General features: G+C 72.4%; 18 protein-coding genes and 1 pseudogene. 6 read left to right on the forward strand and 13 right to left on the reverse strand.

Annotated features, from left to right (window positions below; all coding sequences use genetic code 11):
• Positions 1-75: 75 nt before the first annotated feature.
• Both BCF74_RS05735 and BCF74_RS05740 read right to left on the reverse strand, forming a co-directional pair.
• Positions 76-945 (reverse strand): HpcH/HpaI aldolase/citrate lyase family protein, encoded by an 870-nt coding sequence (locus tag BCF74_RS05735; protein ID WP_106297006.1) that lies wholly within the window; start codon positions 943-945, stop codon positions 76-78.
• Complete coding sequence (locus BCF74_RS05740) at positions 945-2,114, reverse strand: HpcH/HpaI aldolase/citrate lyase family protein (protein WP_245889236.1); 1,170 nt, start codon at positions 2,112-2,114, stop codon at positions 945-947. Before BCF74_RS05740 ends, BCF74_RS05735 begins: the two co-directional genes overlap by 1 nt.
• A gap of 54 nt (positions 2,115-2,168) precedes the next feature.
• Here BCF74_RS05740 and BCF74_RS05745 point away from each other — a divergent pair, with 54 nt between their 5' ends.
• The 5 genes and pseudogenes from BCF74_RS05745 to BCF74_RS17685 all read left to right on the forward strand — a co-directional run bounded on the left by BCF74_RS05745 (position 2,169) and on the right by BCF74_RS17685 (position 7,443).
• Positions 2,169-2,723: a hypothetical protein gene (locus BCF74_RS05745; protein WP_106297007.1), complete on the forward strand. Its 555-nt coding sequence runs from the start codon at positions 2,169-2,171 to the stop codon at positions 2,721-2,723.
• 96 nt (positions 2,724-2,819) lie between these two features.
• On the forward strand, positions 2,820-4,136 hold the full coding sequence (locus BCF74_RS05750; protein ID WP_106297008.1) for a magnesium transporter MgtE N-terminal domain-containing protein: 1,317 nt from the start codon (positions 2,820-2,822) through the stop codon (positions 4,134-4,136).
• Positions 4,129-4,689, forward strand: a complete 561-nt coding sequence (locus BCF74_RS05755; RefSeq protein ID WP_106297009.1) for a DUF1003 domain-containing protein — start codon at positions 4,129-4,131, stop codon at positions 4,687-4,689. The genes BCF74_RS05750 and BCF74_RS05755 overlap by 8 nt, the downstream gene beginning before the upstream one ends.
• 78 nt (positions 4,690-4,767) lie before the next feature.
• Positions 4,768-5,913, forward strand: a complete 1,146-nt coding sequence (locus BCF74_RS05760; RefSeq protein ID WP_106297010.1) for an Mrp/NBP35 family ATP-binding protein — start codon at positions 4,768-4,770, stop codon at positions 5,911-5,913.
• Between the two features lie 118 nt (positions 5,914-6,031).
• A pseudogene (locus tag BCF74_RS17685) lies at positions 6,032-7,443 on the forward strand (sulfatase-like hydrolase/transferase).
• A gap of 37 nt (positions 7,444-7,480) precedes the next feature.
• Here BCF74_RS17685 and BCF74_RS05770 read toward each other — a convergent pair.
• The 4 genes from BCF74_RS05770 to sigE are packed head-to-tail and all read right to left on the reverse strand — an operon-like array spanning position 7,481 to position 10,637.
• Positions 7,481-7,894, reverse strand: a complete 414-nt coding sequence (locus BCF74_RS05770; RefSeq protein ID WP_245889238.1) for a twin-arginine translocase TatA/TatE family subunit — start codon at positions 7,892-7,894, stop codon at positions 7,481-7,483.
• Between the two features lie 48 nt (positions 7,895-7,942).
• Entirely contained in the window at positions 7,943-9,403 is a 1,461-nt protein-coding gene (locus BCF74_RS05775; protein WP_106297011.1) for a S1C family serine protease, read from the reverse strand.
• Positions 9,400-9,999, reverse strand: a complete 600-nt coding sequence (locus tag BCF74_RS05780; RefSeq protein WP_106297012.1) for an anti-sigma factor — start codon at positions 9,997-9,999, stop codon at positions 9,400-9,402. Before BCF74_RS05780 ends, BCF74_RS05775 begins: the two co-directional genes overlap by 4 nt.
• Complete coding sequence (gene sigE, locus BCF74_RS05785; RefSeq protein ID WP_177426637.1) at positions 9,996-10,637, reverse strand: RNA polymerase sigma factor SigE; 642 nt, start codon at positions 10,635-10,637, stop codon at positions 9,996-9,998. The genes BCF74_RS05780 and sigE overlap by 4 nt, the downstream gene beginning before the upstream one ends.
• 177 nt (positions 10,638-10,814) lie before the next feature.
• Between sigE and BCF74_RS05790 the strand changes: the two genes are divergently transcribed.
• A complete protein-coding gene (locus BCF74_RS05790; protein ID WP_106297014.1) occupies positions 10,815-11,450 on the forward strand; it encodes an O-methyltransferase in 636 nt (211 codons plus the stop codon).
• A gap of 143 nt (positions 11,451-11,593) precedes the next feature.
• On the opposite strand, the gene BCF74_RS05795 is transcribed toward BCF74_RS05790, so the two are convergent.
• The 7 genes from BCF74_RS05795 to BCF74_RS05825 form a co-directional block, all read right to left on the reverse strand.
• A complete protein-coding gene (locus BCF74_RS05795; protein WP_106297094.1) occupies positions 11,594-11,959 on the reverse strand; it encodes a hypothetical protein in 366 nt (121 codons plus the stop codon).
• 58 nt (positions 11,960-12,017) lie between these two features.
• Complete coding sequence (locus BCF74_RS05800; protein WP_106297015.1) at positions 12,018-13,532, reverse strand: leucyl aminopeptidase family protein; 1,515 nt, start codon at positions 13,530-13,532, stop codon at positions 12,018-12,020.
• 91 nt (positions 13,533-13,623) lie between these two features.
• Positions 13,624-13,800, reverse strand: coding sequence for a DUF3117 domain-containing protein (locus BCF74_RS05805; RefSeq protein WP_082569572.1), 177 nt, complete (start codon positions 13,798-13,800; stop codon positions 13,624-13,626).
• A 141-nt stretch (positions 13,801-13,941) separates the two neighbouring features.
• The gene (locus BCF74_RS05810) at positions 13,942-15,246 is read right to left on the reverse strand and encodes a hypothetical protein (RefSeq protein ID WP_245889239.1); all 1,305 of its coding nucleotides are present in this window, start codon (positions 15,244-15,246) and stop codon (positions 13,942-13,944) included.
• Positions 15,243-17,357, reverse strand: coding sequence for a glycosyl transferase (locus BCF74_RS05815; RefSeq protein ID WP_106297016.1), 2,115 nt, complete (start codon positions 17,355-17,357; stop codon positions 15,243-15,245). Before BCF74_RS05815 ends, BCF74_RS05810 begins: the two co-directional genes overlap by 4 nt.
• On the reverse strand, positions 17,354-17,839 hold the full coding sequence (locus BCF74_RS05820) for an SRPBCC family protein (RefSeq protein ID WP_106297017.1): 486 nt from the start codon (positions 17,837-17,839) through the stop codon (positions 17,354-17,356). Before BCF74_RS05820 ends, BCF74_RS05815 begins: the two co-directional genes overlap by 4 nt.
• Positions 17,820-18,203 (reverse strand): hypothetical protein, encoded by a 384-nt coding sequence (locus tag BCF74_RS05825; RefSeq protein ID WP_106297018.1) that lies wholly within the window; start codon positions 18,201-18,203, stop codon positions 17,820-17,822. The genes BCF74_RS05820 and BCF74_RS05825 overlap by 20 nt, the downstream gene beginning before the upstream one ends.
• Positions 18,204-18,207: the final 4 nt, after the last annotated feature.

The raw sequence follows: 18,207 nt of genomic DNA on the forward strand, positions 1-18,207 counted from the left end.
ACCTTCCGCGTGCGCGCCCGCAGCGTCTGCGTTGATGGTCAGGTTCCTGACCATCGACGCAGACGCTGGGGGCGGTCAGCGCGAGGTGACGGCCTCGTGGGTCGCGAGGACGCGCTGAGCCACCTCGACGTGGAGGTTCTCGATCATGCGCCCGTTCAGGGTGACGACTCCCTTCCCGGCGCCCGCCTCCCATGCCTCGACGATGGCGCGAGCGTCCGCGACGGCCTCCTCGCTCGGCGAGAACACCGCGTTGCACGTCTCGACCTGCCCGGGGTGGATGAGGGTCTTGCCGTCGAAGCCGAAGTCGCGACCCTGCACGCACTCGGCCTCGAAGCCCTCGGCGTCCTTGACGTCGTTGTAGACCCCGTCGAGGATCGCGATCCCCGCCTCGCGAGCGGCGAGCAGGGACAGCTGGAGCGAGGTCACGAGCGGCCCGCGACCGGGCACGTGGTCGGCGCGCAGCTCCTTGACGAGGTCGTTGGTCCCCAGGACGAGGACGGCGAGCTCCGGTGCGGCAGAGGCGATCTCGCGCACGTTGAAGATCGCGGAGGGCGTCTCGATCATCGCCCACAGCCTCGTGTGCTCGGGAGCACCGGCGTCGCGCATCGCCGTCACGAGCGAGCGCACCTCGTCGGCGGAGTTCACCTTCGGGACGACGATCCCGGCGGGCCCGGCCTGGGCCGCGGCCGCGAGGTCGGCCTCGTGCCACTGCGTCCCGATGCCGTTGACGCGGATGGTCACCTCGCGCGAGCCGTACTCGCCCGATGACGCTGCGGCACAAGCGGATTCGCGCGCAGCCTCCTTGTGGTCGGGACCGACCGCATCCTCGAGGTCGAGGATGAGCGCGTCGACCGGGAGCGTCTTGGCCTTCTCGAGAGCGCGCTCGTTCGAGCTCGGCATGTAGAGCACCGAACGACGCGGCACGTATGCCGTCCGCTCACCCATCAGGACTCCTCACCCTTGCTGTCGGCGGGCTTGCTGTCGGCGGCCGTGCCGGACGCCTCGGTGCCGGACGCCTCGGTGCCGGACTCCTCGGACGGCGACCCACCGGCATACAGCGCAGCGAGCTCGGGGTCGTTGGCCGAGAGCCGGTCGGCGAGCTCGAGGATGACGAGGCACTGCTTGAGCGAGGCGTCGTCCTCCATCTTGCCGTCGAGCATGACCGCACCCGTGCCGTCACCCATGGCCTCCTTGACCCGGCGCGCGTGCGCGACGTCCTCGGCGGACGGACTGAAGACGCGCTTGGCGATGTCCACCTGCACCGGGTGCAGCGTCCACGTGCCGACGCAGCCGAGGAGGAAGGCGTTGCGGAACTGGTCCTCGCACGCGACGACGTCCTTGATGTCCCCGAACGGCCCGTAGTACGGGAGGATCCCGTGCATCGCACAGGCGTCGACCATCCGCGCGATCGTGTAGTGCCAGAGGTCCTGCTGGTAGGTCGCGCGGTCCGCGGTGATCGGGTCCACGCCCTCGCCGAGCCCGGTCGGCGGGTCCTGCCGGACCAGGTAGCCGGGGTGGCCGCCCCCGACGCGGGTCGTCTTCATCCGGCGGTCGGCGGCGAGGTCCGCCGGGCCGAGCGAGATCCCCTGCATCCGCGGGGACGCCCCAGCGATCGCCTCGACGTTGGCCATGCCGCGCGCCGTCTCGAGGATGGCGTGGACGAGGATCGGGCGGGTCAGCCCGGCGCGCGCCTCGAGCTGGGCGAGCAGCCGGTCGACGTAGTGGATGTCCTCGGGGCCCTGCACCTTGGGCACCATGACGACGTCGAGCGTGTCGCCGATCTCGGTGACGAGGGTGGTGAGGTCGTCGAGGACCCACGGGCTGTCGAGGGCGTTGACGCGCGTCCAGAGCTGGGTGTGCTCGCCGAAGTCCGTGTCCTTCGCGATCCGGACGAGGCCCTCACGGGCGGCCTCCTTGCGGTCGGCCTTCACGGCGTCCTCGAGGTTGCCGAGGAGGACGTCGACGGTGCCGACCATCCCCGGGACCTTCGCGGCCATCTTCTCGTTGCTCGGGTCGAAGAAGTGGATCATCCGGCTCGGGCGGGCCGGCACCTCGCGGACCGGGGCCGGCGCCCCGACCGCGAGCGGGGCGAAGAAGTCCTTGGGTGAGCGCATGGTGCCGGACGCTAGCAGTGCGCTGCGGGCAGGCGTTATGAGACAGTTCACGCCGTGAGCGAGACCCCCGGGACTCCCCCGGTCACCGCCGTCAACGTCACCCGCCTCCTCGCCGAGGCGGCGAGCAAGTCGGGCGTGCTCTGGGTCGAGGTCCCGGACGGGTCGGGCGCCCCCGAGACCCACGCGGTGTGGTTCGTCTGGCACGACGACGAGGACCCCCGCGGCACCGGCCCCGCGGCATACGTCGTCTCCGGCGAGGGTGAGCAGCACCTGCCGGACCTGCCCGCGGAGGTGACCACGATCTTCCGCAGCAAGGACACCGGCGGCCGGCTACTCCGGCTGCGCGCCACCGTGCGCGTCCTCGAGGGCGGCACGCCCGAGTGGGACGCCGCCGCCGAGGTGCTGCGCGCCGAACGCCTCAACGCCACCGGCGACGTCGTCGCCCGCTGGCGGGAGGGTGCGACGATTCGGGTCCTCTCACCGCACGGTCGTCCCGACGAGGCTCCCGGCACGTATGCCGGTGAGTCGGGTCGTCGTCCCGTCTCACCCGCGCGCGGCACGACGACGCGCTGGCGCCCCTGGCACTGGCGCGGCCGCGGCCGCGGCTGACACCTCGCCTCGTGTGCCTCACGCAGACGTCTGTGTCTGCGTGAGGCACACACGGCGTGGTCATGGAGAGGGCGCGGGTCCGACTACCCTGTCCGCGTGAGCACGAGCACCCGCGTCTTCGTCGGCCGACTGGCCGAGCTCGCCGTGTTCGACCCCCTGGGCGACCCGGTGGGCCGCGTCCGGGACGTCGTCGTCACCTTCAGCGCCCAGCGCAGCCGACCCCGGGTCATCGGGCTCGTCGTCGAGGTGCCGGGCCGGCGTCGCGTCTTCGTGCCGATGACCCGCGTGACGTCCGTCGACGGCGGCCAGGTCATCACGACCGGCCTGGTCAACATGCGCCGGTTCGAGCAGCGCCCGAACGAGACCCTCGTCCTCGCCGAGCTCATCGAACGCAAGGTCACCGTGCGCGACGAGAGCGGCGAGAGCGTCGAGGCGACCGTCGAGGACGTCGGGCTCGAGCAGAGCCACGCCCGGGCATGGTCGGTCACCCGCGTCTTCGTGCGGACCTCGGGGCGCTCGAGCGGGCGCAGCCTGTCGCGTCTCGGTCGGCGGCGGGGCGAGACCTTCGTCGTGCCGGTCGAGGACGTCACCGGCCTGCGCGACACGAGCGACCAGCAGAGCGCCGCCCGCCTCCTTGAGCACTACGAGGACCTCAAGCCCGCCGACCTCGCCGAGGCCATCCACGACCTGCCCGACAAGCGCCGGGCCGAGGTCGCCGCGGCGCTCGCCGACGACCAGCTCGCCGACGTCCTCGAAGAGCTGCCCGAGGACGAGCAGGTCGAGATCATCGCCGGCCTCGACAACGACCGTGTCGCCGACGTCCTCGAGGCCATGGAGCCCGACGACGCCGCCGACCTCCTCGCCGAGCTCCCCGCGGAGCGCCAGGAGGAGCTGCTCCAGCTCATGGAGCCCGACGAGGCCGCCGACCTGCGCCGCCTGCTCACCTACGACGAGAACACCGCCGGTGGTCTCATGACGACCGAGCCGGTCATCCTCGGGCCGGACGCCTCGATCGCCGAGGCCCTCGCCGTCGTGCGTCGCAAGGAGCTCTCCACCGCCCTCGCGTGCACCGTCTTCGTGTGCCGTCCCCCGCTCGAGACCCCGACCGGCAGGTTCCTCGGGATGGTGCACATCCAACGCCTCCTGCGAGAGCCCCCGCACGCCTCGGTCGGCACGATCCTCGACAAGGACGTCGAGCCGGTGACGACCGACGCCACCGTCGGCCAGGTGACCCGGCTCCTCGCGACCTACGACCTCGTCGGGCTGCCCGTCGTCGACGACAACGGCCTGCTCGTCGGCGCCGTCACCGTCGACGACGTCCTCGACCACCTGCTGCCCGACGACTGGCGCGAGGACCGCCACGAGATCACCGGGAGCCACCAGACCGTGCAGGCGGTGAGCCGCCGTGGCTGAGCGTCGCGAGCGCGGGCCCCGCCTCGACCAGCCCCGCGAGGCCCGCCGTCAGTTCCTGTCCAAGCCGGAGGCCCTGACCGAGGAGGCCTTCGGCGTCCTGTCGGAGAAGTTCGCGCGCTTCATGGGCACCGCGTACTTCCTCATCGGCATGACCGTCTTCGTCGCGGTGTGGGTGCTGTGGAACCTGCTCGCGCCGGCGTCGTGGAAGTTCGACGAGTACCCCTTCATCTTCCTCACGCTCATGCTGAGCCTGCAGGCGTCGTATGCCGCCCCGCTCATCCTGCTCGCGCAGAACCGTCAGGCCGACCGCGACCGGGTCATGCTCGAGCAGGACCGCACCCGCGACGAGCGCAACCTCGCCGACACCGAGTTCCTCACCCGCGAGGTGGCGGCGCTGCGGATCGCGATGCGTGACTCGGCGACGCGTGACTTCGTCCGCGGCGAGCTGCGCGACCTCCTCGACGAGATGGAGGAGCGCGGCCTCGTCGTGACGAAGGCACCCGCGACAGACCAGGCCGACGGCAACGACACGACCGACGGCCGCGACGCCTGACCGCACCCGCTTGGGCATGGGCACGTGAGCCCGCCCACCCCCGCAGGTGGGCGGACGGCATACGCCTAAAATGAACCAATGCCCGCCACAGCTGCACCCGTGAGCGACGAGGCCCTGCGCGCGGCCCTCGCCACCGTCAACGACCCGGAGATCCGCAAGCCCATCACCGAGCTCGGCATGGTCGAGTCGGTCGAGGCCGACGAGTCCGGCCGGGTCGCCGTCACCGTGCTGCTGACGATCGCCGGCTGTCCGCTCAAGGAGACCCTGACCAAGGACACGACCGCGGCCCTGCTCAAGGTGCCCGGTGTCTCCGCCGTCGACGTCACCCTCGGCGTGATGTCCGACGAGCAGCGCGCCGAGCTGCGCACGAACCTGCGCGGCGGCGCGGCCGAGAAGGAGATCCCCTTCGCCAAGGCGGGCAGCCTCACCCGCGTGTATGCCGTGGCCTCCGGCAAGGGCGGCGTCGGCAAGTCGTCGGTCACCGCGAACCTCGCCGCCGCGATGGCGAAGCAGGGGCTCAAGGTCGGCGTCGTCGACGCCGACATCTACGGCTTCTCGATCCCACGCATGCTCGGTGTCGAGCACAAGCCGACCCAGGTCGACGAGATGATCCTGCCGCCGGTCGCGCACGACGTGAAGGTCATCTCGATCGGCATGTTCGTCCCGGGCAACCAGCCGGTCGTGTGGCGCGGGCCGATGCTGCACCGCGCGCTCCAGCAGTTCCTCGCCGACGTCTTCTGGGGCGACCTCGACGTCCTGCTCCTCGACCTCCCGCCCGGCACCGGCGACATCGCGATCTCGGTCGCGCAGCTCATCCCGGGCGCCGAGATCCTCGTCGTCACGACGCCGCAGCAGGCCGCGGCCGAGGTCGCCGAGCGCGCCGGCGCCATCGCCGTCCAGACGCACCAGCGCGTCGCCGGCGTCATCGAGAACATGTCGTGGCTCGAGCTGCCCGACGGCTCGCGTCAGGAGATCTTCGGCGCCGGCGGCGGCCAGACCGTCGCCGACTCGCTCACCCGCAGCATCGGCGCACCGGTCCCGCTGCTCGGGCAGATCCCGCTCGACACGACGCTGCGCGTCGGCGCCGACCAGGGCATGCCCGTCGTCCTCGGCGAGCCGGACTCCCCGGCCGCCGTCGCGCTGCGCGGCATCGCGCGCGAGCTCGGCACCCGCGCCCGCGGTCTCGCCGGCCGCTCGCTCGGGCTCTCCCCCACCCCGCGCTGACCTGCTCAGCGGGGCGGCGAGGAAGCGGTCCGACCCTCGGACGGACGCGACCGACTCGTCGGCTCACCCGCTGACACGATTCGGCTGACCCACAGGACGGCCCAATAGGCTTGTCGCCGTGGACTCCTCAGCGCAGCCGACCGAACCCACCCGTCCCAACGTCGTCGTCTTCTTCACCGACCAGCAGCGGTGGGACACCCTCGGTGCCGCGGGCAACCCGCTCGGGCTGACACCCAACCTCGACGCGATGTGCCGCACCGGTACGATGTTCGAGGCGGCCTGCACCCCCAACCCGGTGTGCGCCCCGGCCCGCTCCTCGATGCAGACCGGCCAGTACCCCACGAACACGGCGTCTTCCGCAACGGCATCCCGCTCGCCGACGACGCACCCACGCTGGGACGGCTCTTCGGCGCGGAGGGCTACGACACGGCATACCTCGGCAAGTGGCATCTCGCGGACTGCGACACCGACCCGGTGCCGCGCGAGCAGCAGGCCGGCTACGAGCACTGGCTCGCCTCCAACCTGCTCGAGTTCACCTCCGACGGCTACCGCACGACGGTCTTCGACGAGGACGGCGAGGCGGTCTTCCTCCCGGGATATCGCAGCGACGCGCTCGTCGACGCCGCGATCCGGCACATCAGCCGGGCCAGCGAGGGCGACAAGCCGTTCCTGCTCTTCCTCTCCCTCCTCGAGCCGCACCACCAGAACGAGGTCGACGACTACCCCGCCCCCGACGTCTACCGGGACACGTGGAACGGCGCCTGGCTGCCGCCGGACCTCGTGGAGACCGACTCGACCGCGCCCCGGCACGCCGCCGGCTACTACGGCCAGGTCAAGCGCGTCGACGAGGGGGTCGGCCGGATCCGCGACGCCCTCAAGAGTCTCGACCTGCTCGACTCGACGACGATCGTCTACACCTCCGACCACGGCTCGCACTTCAAGGGCCGCAACAGCGAGTACAAGCGCTCGCCCCACGACGGCTCGGTCCGTGTCCCGCTCGTCGTCCACGGCCCCGGCTTCGAGGGCGGGCGACGCGTCACCGCGCCGGTGAGCACCGTCGACGTGGTTCCGACCCTGCTCGAATCCGCCGGAATCACCGTGCCGGAGCACGTCGACGGTATGCCGCTCCAGCGGTTCCTCGACGGCAGCGCCCAGCCGCGAGACGAGGGCGACGACGAGGGCGTGCTCATCCAAGTGAGCGAGTCCGAGGTGGGCCGCGCCCTGCGGACCCGTCGGTGGAAGTACTACGTCACCGCCCCCGACGCCGGGGACGTCCCGGGCGCGGACTCCTACGTCGAGACCGCGCTCTACGACCTCACCGCCGACCCCTACGAGCTCGACAACCGCATCGACTCCGAGGGCCACCGCGAGCTCGCCGACGAGCTGCGCGAGCAGTTGCGGGCCCGCATCGCCGCTGTCGAGGGCGTCGACGTGACGATCACGCCGTGGGACGGGCCGCTGCGACCGGGACGGCGCACCGAGCCGTTCGTGCGCTCGAAGGACCGGGTCGGCCGGGTCCTCGAGGGCTGACGCTGCGACACCGCGACACCGCGCCGTCGCAGCGGCGTCAGGTCGCGTCGACGTCGTAGGGCGTCGGGCGCGACGGGTCCCACGTCCGCGGGTCGCTGACCGGAGCGGTCTCGACGGCCGGGTCGAGGTCTGGTGTGTCCGCGAGGGATTCAGGGGTGCCGTCGTCGCGCAGCCCGGCACCGGCCTCCTCGAGTGGCTCGATGAGGGCTTGGCGGACGATGCGCCGCGGGTCATACTGGCGCGGGTCGTACTGGCGCCAGTTGATGTCCTCGTACTCAGGGCCGAGCTGGTCCTTGAGCTGGCCCTTGGCACCCTCGGCCATGACCCGGGCCTTCTTGATGAGCTGGGCGAGCTTCTGGGCGTACTCGGGCAGGCGGTCCGGACCGAGGACGAACACGGCGATGAGGGCCAGGAGGATGAGCTCCCAGCCGTTGATCCCGAAAAGGTTCACCCGCTCGTCCTCTGATGTCCGTGCCGCGTGGGCGAGGTGGCGCGAGCGTCAGTCGCTCTGGCCCTGAAGGACCATCTTGACATCCCGCTCCTTGCCGTCGCGCACGACGGTCAGGGTCACCGTCGCGCCGACCGGCTTGGACCGGATGGCGACGACGAGGGCGTCGGGGTCGGTGACCGGTTTGCCCTCGAACTGGGTGATGACGTCGCCCGCCTCGAGGCCGGCCTTGTCGGCCGGGCCACCGGGCGTCACCGCGGGCTGGTTGCCGTTGTCGGCGGCGATGCGCACACCCTCGCCCTGGAACTGGCGGTCGAGGAGGACACCGATGATCGGGTGCTCCGCCTTGCCGGTGCGGATGAGCTGGTCGACGGTGATCTTCACCTGGTCGCTCGGGATGGCGAAGCCGACGCCGATGTTGCCGCTCTGGCCGTCGATGTTCGTGCCGGCCACGCGCGCGATGGCGGAGTTCACGCCGATGACCCGGCCCTCCATGTCGAGCAGCGGCCCGCCGGAGTTGCCGGGGTTGATCGCGGCGTCGGTCTGGATGGCGTTGATGAACGATTGGTCGTCGGCCTCTCCCGGGGTCACGGGGCGGTTGAGCGCCGAGACGATGCCGGTCGTGACGGTCGAGTCGAGCCCCAGCGGGGCGCCGACGGCGATGACGGCGTCGCCGACGACGACCTTGGACGACTCCCCCATCGGCAGCGGGGTCAGGTCGGTGCGGTCGACCTTGAGGACGGCCAGGTCGTAGGACACGTCACGGCCCACGATGGTCGCCTTCGACTGCTTGCCGTTGGCGAGCACGACGGTGATGTCGCCGCTCTTGGCGGCCGCGGAGACGACGTGGTTGTTCGTGACGATGTGCCCCTTGTCGTCGAGCACCCAGCCCGAGCCGGTGCCCTCGCCAGCCGGCGCGCTGACGCGGATGGTCACGACGCTCGGCGTGGCCTTCGCCGCGATGTTGGCGACGCTGCCCTCGGGACGTTCGGTCGCGCCGGCCCCCGGCTCGGGCGTCGGCCCCGTCGCCTGCGGCCCGGGCACGTCCAACCCGTCGAGCCGGTCGGTCGCGCCGAGCCAGCCGCCGAGGAGTCCGCCACCGAGACCCGCCAGCAGGGCTGCCAGACCGGCGATGAGGAGCACCCCGAGCCAGCCGGGCCCACGACGCCGTTCGGCGACCGGCCGCTCGCTCGCGCCCGCCGCGGGAGGTGCGCTGGCGGCATACGGGCTCTGCGGTGCCGCGTAGGGGTTCTGCTGCGGGGTCGCGGTGTAGTCCGCGAAGCTCGGCGTGGCGCGCTGCTGCTGCCCGTATGCCGTCCGCTCGCCCCACGGGTCGGCCGGCGGCAGCATCGGGGCCGGGCCGGGCGGGGTGTGCCCGGGACCGGATGGTGTGCCGGGACCCTCTCGCGAGGTGGAGAGCTCCTGCGTGCGCCCCAGGTCGAGCGACTCGGTGCGGTCGACGTCGTCGGGGCGACGGGGCTCGCCCGGGCGCTGGGGGTGGTCCTGGCTCATGGCCGCGATTCTGCCCGGCAGGGCACGAGACCACGAATCGAGGTGAGGTGGGTCGCGCTCGGAGAAGGCGTGGCCGCGGAGCAGAACGACGCCGGCTGCACCCGCAGCGCACCCCACGCGGGAATGGGGGACGCGGACGGGGCGGTGCCCGAGCCGGACCGCGTGGTCACCGTCGCCGTCATGGCGCCCGGACCGGCGAGGGTGAGCGTCCAGGCGACCGCCGCGGTGGCACTCGCGGCGGCGGTCGCGAGGGCCGCCGTCCGCAGCGACGTCCGGTGCACCGGCGGCGCCGACGGAGGCACCATCTGCAGCGGCGCCGGTTCACGTGGTGCGCGCTCGCCCGTCTGGGCCATGGCCGGACCGGTCATCGACGAGGCGAGCGCGACGAGCTGGGCGTGCAGGCTGCCGGGCATCGACGGCGCACCGGAGGCCAGCATGGCCTGGAGTCGGCGTTCGTCGGCGACGGCGTGCTGGCAGCAGACGCACGCGATGAGGTGCCGGTCCCACGCGGCAGCGCGCTGCGGCGCGAGGTGCCCGGACACGTAGTCCGGGATCTCCTCGACGCGACAGTGCGGGGCGCGGGACCGTGCGATCACACGGCACCCCGCGCGGGGGTGAGGAGTCCGGGGCGCAGGTGCGAGCCACCGGTCGAGCCGGAGGTCGCAGTGGCGGCAGCGGCGCCGGGAGCCCGGTGGGCCAGCGCCTCGCGCAGCTGCGCGCGACCGCGGTGGATGCGCGAGCGGACGGTGCCGAGCTTGACGTCGAGGGTCGCGGCGATCTCCTCGTAGGACAGGCCCTCGATGTCGCAGAGGACGACGGCGGCCCGGAAGTCCGGCGCGAGCGAGTCGAGCGCGCGCTGCACGTCGTCGTCGAAGTGCGCGTCGGCATACGTCTGCTCGGGCCCGGCCTCACGACTCGGGAGGCGCGCGGCGGACTCGTCGGAGAGCGCGTCGAAGCGGATGCGCTGCTTGCGGCGCATCTTGTCGAGGAAGACGTTGGTCGTGATCCGGTGCAGCCAGCCCTCGAAGGTGCCGGGGCGGTACGTGTGCAGCGACCGGAACACGCGCACGAAGACGTCCTGGGTGAGGTCCTCGGCGTCGTGGACGTTGCCGGTGAGCCGGTACGCGAGGCGGTAGACCCGCGCCGAGTGCTCCTCGACGATCTGCTCCCACGACGGCGGCGTCCACTCGGTCGTGGGCGCACCGGCGTCGGTGCCGGTGTGGGTCGTCGTCATGTGGGTCCGTTTCCTCGGGTCGACAGCAATGCCGGGGCTCTCCATGCACTGATGTCTACGTGTCGGAGCAGGGAAATGTTCCGGAGCCTCCTGTATGCCGGCTGTGAACGGTCCGGTCGCGGGTGACCGCGAGCGCGTGGCCCGGAGCCGGGCTGCGCGCGAGTAGGGTTGCCGCTCATGAGCACCCTCAAGCCCGCGAGCTGGTCCTACGCCGAGGAGTTCGTCCCCGAGCCCGAGGTCATCGAGCAGGCCCGCGGTCGCGGGCTCGCCTTCGACGCGGCGACGCCGGTCGGGACCGGCGCCGGGGCGACGCTGCGGATGCTCGCGGCGGCCATCGGGGCCAAGCACGTGATCGAGATCGGCACGGGTGCCGGGACGTCCGGGCTGTGGCTGCTCGCCGGCATGCCGAGCGACGGTGTGCTCACGACCATCGACGTCTCACCCGAACACCAGAAGGCCGCCCGTGAGGCGTACGCCGCGGCCGGCCACCCGACGCAGCGCACCCGGGTCATCACCGGCCGCGCCACCGACGTCCTGCCCCGCATGACCGACGGCGCCTACGACATGGTCGTCATCGACGCCGACAAGGCGAGCTACCCGGCATACGTCGAGCACGGCATCCGGCTGCTGCGCACGGGCGGCGTCCTCGCGCTCGACAACATGCTCTGGCACGACAAGGTCGCCGACCCCGCGGCGCGTGACGAGTCGACAACGACGCTGCGCGACCTCGGCAAGGCGCTGCGCGACGACGAGGCCCTGCTGCCGGCGCTGCTGCCGGTGAGCGACGGCCTGCTCGTCGCCGTCAAGCGCTGACGAGCCACGCTGCCCACCCCTCCCCGGCGCCGTCCCAACAATATCGGGTGACCCGATACACGCCCGCTCCACCCGACAAGGCTTCTCGGGTCGAGCGGGACCGTATCGGGTGGCCCGATAAAGTTGAGGTGACCGGAGAGCGCTCAGACGTGGGCGTCGACCCGCGGGCCCGCACCACGGCGGAAGCCGGCCGGGCCCTCGGCGATCGCCACGACCTCGAACTCCTCGATGAGGGCGGGTGAGGTCCCGATGAGCTCCGAGCCCTTCGACTGCGCCGCGGTCGCCTCGAACTCCTCGCGGAAGACCTTGCGCTCCTGCTCGGTGTCGAAGACATAGGTGCCCTCGAACCACTCACCCTCGCGCATCCGCCACACCTTGAAGGCGAGCCCGTCGAGGAACATGAACTTCGCGATCGAGGTCCCGACGACGTACTCACGCAGCGTGTCCGGGGCGTCGGCGGGCGCGTTCTCGAGCGACCAGCGGACCGTCAGTCCGTATCCGGCGTTCACGCGAGGTCCCCGGCCGTCGTCGACGGACATCCGGCGGTCATCGAGAAGCACTCGGCGGTCATGTCAGGCCCTCCAGCCATCGCAGCAGCAGACGTGTGCCGAACCCCGTCCCTCCCTTGCTGAGGATCCCGGAGTCGACATCGGACCGGCCGGGGCCGGCGATGTCGAGGTGGGCCCAGCGCCGGTCCCCGACGAACTCGCGCAGGAACAGGGCCGCGGTGATGGAGCCACCTCCGACCGAAGTCGCCATGTGGTTCATGTCCGCCACATCGGACTTCATGGCTCGACGGTAGGTGTCGACGAGGGGAAAGGGCCAGACGCGCTCCCCCGTCGTCTCACCAGCCGAGCGCAGCGCCTCCGCCACCTGGTCGTCCGTCGCATAGATCGGCGCCATCGTGCGTGCCAACGCGACCCGTGCGGCACCGGTGAGGGTGGCGATGTCGACGAGGACGTCCGGGTCGAGCCGTGCGTCCGCCCACGCGAGCGCGTCGGCGAGGACGAGCCGCCCCTCGGCGTCGGTGTTGGAGACCTCCGTGGTCCGCCCACCGAAGTGCGTGATGACGTCTCCGGGCCGGTATGCCGTCGCGCTCACCATGTTCTCGGCGAGGGCCAGCAGGCCGGTGACCCGGACCGGCACCTCGAGGTCACGACAGGCGTCCAGCACCGCGAGCACGATCGCCGAGCCGGACATGTCGGTCTTCATCGCGGTCATGGCCTCCGGCGGCTTGACCTGCAGGCCGCCGGAGTCGAAGGTGATGCCCTTGCCGGCGAGGACGACGTGCGGTGTGTCGTCGTCGGCGCCGTCGGGCGCCCAGCTCAGCCGGACGAGCCGCGGCGGGGTGGCCGAACCGCCACCCACTGCCATGAGGCCGCCGAACCCGTCCCGGGCGAGCGCCTTCTCGTCGAGGACCTCGACCTGTAGGCCGGAACGCCGGGCGACCGTGCGCGCCTGCCGTGCCATCCAGGCGGGGTTCTTGATGTTCGCGGGGGTGTTGGCGAGGTTGCGGGCCACGAGCGCGGCTCGCGAGCGGCGTACGGCGCGCTCGACGACGTCGGCCTCCATGTCCACCGTGACGACCTCACGGGGGCCCTGCGCGCCGGGCGCCCAGCCGTCGCCGGTGAGCCGGGTGGGCGCCCAGGCGCCGAGGACCTGGCCCTCGACGAACGCCGCGTGGCCGCCTTCGTCCGCCGCCGGGCCGAGGACGACGACGGCGTCACGGTCCCGGGTGGCGCGGCCGGCGGCGGCGCCGGCGGCGCGCAGGTCGTCAGCGGTGCCGTCGCCGACACCGACGAGGACGAGGACTCGCGCGGCGTGCCGGCCCCGGGGCAGGCGGACGAGGGTGCTCGCACCGGGCTTCGTCGCCGGCTCGTGCGTCTCGAGCAGCTCGTCGACGTCGAAGCCGACATCGGTCAGCGTCGCGCGCACGCGTGGCTCCCAGGCAGCGTCGCCGCCGCGCACACCCACGACGAGCGCGACGTCGTCGCTCTCGTGGTCGGCCAGGACGTCGGTGAGCGGGGCGTCACCCGCGGTCCAGGTGGCGACGGACGGGGAGAGGAGGTCTTCGACGGGCACGGGTGAACAGTACCGACGCCGGGGACGGGCGAAGGCCCCCACCGTCGCGGTGGAGGCCTTCGTCAGCGCGTGCACGGCGTGCCGCGACGGGTCACTTCTTCAGCGCCTCGCAGTCGTCGATCGCCTGACCCAGCGCCCGCACCTCGTCCGGGGTCATCTCGACCACGAGACGGCCACCACCCTCCAGGGGCATGCGGAGCACGATGCCGCGGCCCTCCTTGGTGACCTCGAGAGGGCCGTCGCCCGTCCTGGGCTTCATTGCCGCCATGGGTGTTCCCTTCGTTGCCGCAGCGCACGGGTCGTGCGTCACGTGTTCACGTCCGGTTGGCGCACCGGTCTGGTGACCATTATCCCGGTGCCTCCTGCACAGACGAAATCGGGGCCGATGTGGTGGGACGGTGGCCGCGGATCACGGCGGACGTGAGCTCCACGGGGTGTAGGTGAGCAGGGCGCACGTCCACCAGACCAACCCCGCGACGATGGGCACGAGAAGCACTGCCACGCGCCGCCGCCAGTGCGGCACGACGCGCTCCCCGCTCGACGTGCGCATCGCGACGCTGGCGAGCAGCGCCGCGAGCGGGAAGTCGAGCAGGAGGAATCGCCACATGCTCGTGATGGGACGGACGACGGCGAAGAGGTACAGCGGGTAGGCCACCGCCCAGGCGCGCAGCTCGACCGGGACCCACCGTCCATGGCGGCCGAGGATGAGGGCGAGGTAGGTCCCCGCGAGAGCCAGCAGGACGAGCAGCCCGACGAGCCCGCGGGCGTCCCACGCCCACTCGAGCCAGAGGACGAACGGGCCCGACGCCGGGTCCTGGCCCCAGGCCTGCTGGACGTCGAAGAACGCCGTCGGAAGGCCGCTCACGACGCCGGCGACGACGGGCCAGGCGATGCCGGACAGGCCGGTGACGACGAGCATGAGCAGCGCCGAGGCCCGCTGGCCGCGCAGCGGCGCGACCCCCGCTGCCCGGTCCTCACGGATCCGGACGACGAGGTGGATCAGGGCCGCACATCCCATCGCCGGTGCGACGCCACGGGTGAAGCCGAGGGGGACCGCGAGAGCCGCGACGACGGCATACCGGCGACGCATGAGTGCGAGCAGCGAGGCCGCCACGAGCACGACGGCGAGCGGCTCGGTGTAGGGCTTGAGCATCACCGGCGTGGCCGGGTAGAAGCACCACAGGCAGGCGGCGACGAGGGCGAGACGCTCGCGCCCCGGCTGCGGCTCGGCGTGCAGGCCGTGCCGGAAGACCGCCCAGATGAGGACGGCGCCGAGCCCACCCAGGACGACGTTGAGCCCCACGGCGGCGGCCGTGAAGGGCAGCCCCAGCAGCATGAGCCCCTTCACGAGGAGCGGGAAGAGCGGATAGAACGCCCACGCGCTGTAGGTGAGCTTGCCCGTGACCGGGTCCGCGGGCAGCGGCACCGGATAGCCATCGGTCGCGATCGACTCGTACCACTGCGCATCCCACAGCGGGATGAGGTCGCCGACGGTGGGGTCGAGGTGCCCGACGCCGGCGGGGTTCTGGAACCACGTGGCGGCGACCCACATGGCGAGGAGTGCGACGACACGGGACACCACGTAGACGAGCAGGACGGTGCGCACGGGGTGCGCCAGCGCCTCAGCCGCGAGGCGCCTCCCGAGAGGTGGCCGGTCGGTGGGGGCGGTCTCGTCGACCCGGGGAGCCTCCGCCGCCCCGGCCTGCGTCGTCACGACGTCAGCTCCCGGACGTCCCACACGTAGACGTCGGCGACCCGCTGCGGCTCGCCGAGCACGGTGACGAGCGAGTCACGCAGTGCGTCGGCCTGCGGTCGCGCGACCGGGAGGACGACGGCGTCGGTCCGCCACGTGCGCAGGTCCTCGAGGAACTGCTGCCGTTGCCCCGGCGTCGCCGGCGTCGCCACATTGGCGGCATTGACGTCATAGAGCCACAGCGAGAACGGCAGACGCGTGGCGCCGTACTGCCCGCCGCGGTCCGGTCCGCCGTCCGGCCCCACGAAGTAGCCCTCGACGATGGGGAAGGCGAGGGTGTCGGCCGCGAGCTGCCAGTCGAAGGCGCGCGCGTCCACGATGTCGGTCGGGGGCACCGCCAGGACCGAGCCGTCGTCGACGTAGTCGCGCCACGCGTCACCGGTGAAGAAGGGCGGCACGGGCGGGCGCGGGTCCACCTGCAGCGCCGTCGGGAAGACCGGTGCGAGGGCAAGAACAGCCGCCGCGGCCGCGAGCCAGCCCCCGGCCCGCGGCTGCCAACGCGGAAGGTCCGCCTCCGCGGCGTCGTCCTCGGTGAGCGGTGAGGCCCGGAACGCCGCGGTCACGCCGATGGCGATGAGGCCCGCGAAGGCGGGGATCGCCATCATCGCGAACCGCGTGGCGAGGACGTTCTCGAGGATCGGCACCTCGTCGAGCAGGGCCCACAGGCCGGGTATGCCGGTGGGTCGCCCGCGCAGGACCACCTCCTCTCCGAGGGAGAGCCACGCGGAGAACACCACGAGGACGGCCAGCGCGCGCACGACGGGTCGGCGGAAGAGCACGATGACGATGACGGCCGAGAGCAGCCACAGCGGCACGCCGAAGAACGAGTTCTCCTCGGTGCGGTTCATCGACACCGCGGCCGAGGCCCACGGGTCGGCGCCCACGGTGCGGGTGGCCCGACCCCACAGAGCCGCAAGGTCGTTGCCGCCGGGTGGATGGAAGATCGAGGTGTAGCTCTGCGGCCCGAAGAACTGCCACCACAGCGGCCCGGCGACGATGGCGAGACACACCGCAGCACCGACACCCACGCCGGTGAGCAGCGGCCGCAGGTCGATGAGGCCGTGCGCGAGGAGGACGACACCGACGACGAGCAGGGCGAGCGCCATGAGCAGCAGCGGCTCCTCGCCGATGAAGACCTGCCAGGCGACGAGGAGCCCGAGGACCACTCCGTCCCGGACGGGTCGCGGGCGGCGGCCCGGCTCCCGCAGGCCGAGGACGACGAGACGGTCGACGATGACCGGCAGCAGGAACTGGGCGACGAAGTTCGGGTGCCCGTTGGCGTGCGAGACCATCGCCGGCGCGAACCCGGTGAACCAGCCGCCGAGGGCGGCCCCCACCCGCAGCAGACCACGGCGGCGGAAGAACCAGTACCACGCGGCCGCGGTGCCGGCGAGGCCGAGCAGCTCGACGACGAAGAAGGTCACGTGCGCGCCGGCAATGAGGGTGAGCGGGGCCAGCGGGATGCCCAGCCCGGTCACGGTCGCGTTCGCCATGAGGTTGACGCCGTCGGGGAAGTTCTGCCGGTCGCTGAAGAACGGGTTCGACAGGGTCGCGACGTTGTGGGCCGACGCACCGAAGTACCACTCGAACGCCTGGTGGTCCTGGACCCCTTGGGAGAGATAGCCGCTCGCGGTGCGGCCGATGAGTCCGGAGAGCACGTGCAGCGCTGTCGCGACGTATGCCGCGATGACGGCGAGGTCGACCCACCCCCACCGCAGCGGCGGTTGGGTCTCGGGGGCGGTCTCGTCGAGGGCGAAGGGTGGGTCGTCCGCCGCCGGCTCCGCTTCCGCTTCGGTCACCCCCGGGCTCGCGTCTGCGTCGATGGTCAGGTTCCTGCCCATCGACGCAGACGCACGGGTCGTGGAGCCGAGGCCGCGCTGGCGCAGAAGGGCGTCGTTCGCGGCGATCCGCGCGTCGAGCCGAGCGAGCACCTCGTCGACGCGGTCGACCGGGTAGCCGACGAGCTGCTGCCGGAGGCCGCCCGCCTGCTCCTGCTGCCTGCGCTGCAGCAGCCACGCGAGGCCCACCGCCACGAGCACGACGGGCACGCTGACGAGGGCGGCCCAGATCATGAGCGCGCCTCTCGGTCGGCGTTCGGGTCGGCGCCCTGGTCGTCGTCGAGCCGGGGGTCGACGAGCCGGTCGGCGACCGGCCCGAAGACGAACGGTCCGACGAGGTCGCCGACGACGCGGGTGAGCCATCCGACGACGGGGATCTCACGCTGGCGCGGCCCCCGCAGCCACAGCTCCTCGGTCCACGTGAGGCGCGCGCCCCCGGCATACGGTTCGACTCGCGCGGTGGCCCATCCGCCGAGCGGGCCGAGCTTGCGCACCCGCCAGCTGCGCGGCGGATCCCACTCCTCGACGACCATCGGGTCGTCGAAGCGCAGCGGCCCGAGCCGGGTACGGACGGCGAACCGCCACCCGGGACCGGGCGGACCGGGGTCGGCGAGTGTCGTCGTCAGCGGGACGGTGTCGGCGTGCCGGTCGAGGGCGGCAACGCGGCCCCACAGTGCCTCCGGCGTCGCCGACGTCTCACGCGTCAGGGTGAACACGACGCGACTCCCCTGCCCCGTCCGGCGGGCCGGTCCGGCCAGTCGAATCCGTCGACGCCGGATCCCTCGGCGCCGCGTCGACCTGAGGGCGTTCGAAGAGCAGCCGCTCCTGCTCCGCGAGGCGATCCCGGCGCTCGTCGAGGGCCGCGTCGACCTCCGCCGGCGCGTACCCCCACGCGCTCGTGCCGAGGCGCAGCCCGTCGACGTCCGTGCTCGACGGCTCGTCCGGGAAGTCCAGCGGTGGGCGACCCGTCGTCGTCTCGCTCATCGGTGTCATCGCGAGACGACCGGTCGCGACGAGCGCCGTCACCGCGACGACGGCAGCGGCGAGCGCCCCGAGGACGACGAGCACGACCGGATCCATGCGC

The organism is Knoellia remsis (genome assembly GCF_003002895.1).
Lineage (GTDB): Bacteria > Actinomycetota > Actinomycetes > Actinomycetales > Dermatophilaceae > Knoellia > Knoellia remsis.

What these genes read in the sequence shown, in the direction of transcription:
- BCF74_RS05735 (WP_106297006.1), bottom strand. Translation starts at nt 945, where the DNA reads ATGGGTGAGCGGACGGCATACGTGCCGCGTCGTTCGGTGCTCTACATG.
- BCF74_RS05740 (WP_245889236.1), bottom strand. Translation starts at nt 2,114, where the DNA reads ATGCGCTCACCCAAGGACTTCTTCGCCCCGCTCGCGGTCGGGGCGCCG.
- BCF74_RS05760 (WP_106297010.1), top strand. Translation starts at nt 4,768, where the DNA reads ATGCCCGCCACAGCTGCACCCGTGAGCGACGAGGCCCTGCGCGCGGCC.
- BCF74_RS05775 (WP_106297011.1), bottom strand. Translation starts at nt 9,403, where the DNA reads ATGAGCCAGGACCACCCCCAGCGCCCGGGCGAGCCCCGTCGCCCCGAC.
- sigE (WP_177426637.1), bottom strand. Translation starts at nt 10,637, where the DNA reads ATGACGACGACCCACACCGGCACCGACGCCGGTGCGCCCACGACCGAG.
- BCF74_RS05790 (WP_106297014.1), top strand. Translation starts at nt 10,815, where the DNA reads ATGAGCACCCTCAAGCCCGCGAGCTGGTCCTACGCCGAGGAGTTCGTC.
- BCF74_RS05805 (WP_082569572.1), bottom strand. Translation starts at nt 13,800, where the DNA reads ATGGCGGCAATGAAGCCCAGGACGGGCGACGGCCCTCTCGAGGTCACC.
- BCF74_RS05815 (WP_106297016.1), bottom strand. Translation starts at nt 17,357, where the DNA reads ATGATCTGGGCCGCCCTCGTCAGCGTGCCCGTCGTGCTCGTGGCGGTG.
- BCF74_RS05825 (WP_106297018.1), bottom strand. Translation starts at nt 18,203, where the DNA reads ATGGATCCGGTCGTGCTCGTCGTCCTCGGGGCGCTCGCCGCTGCCGTC.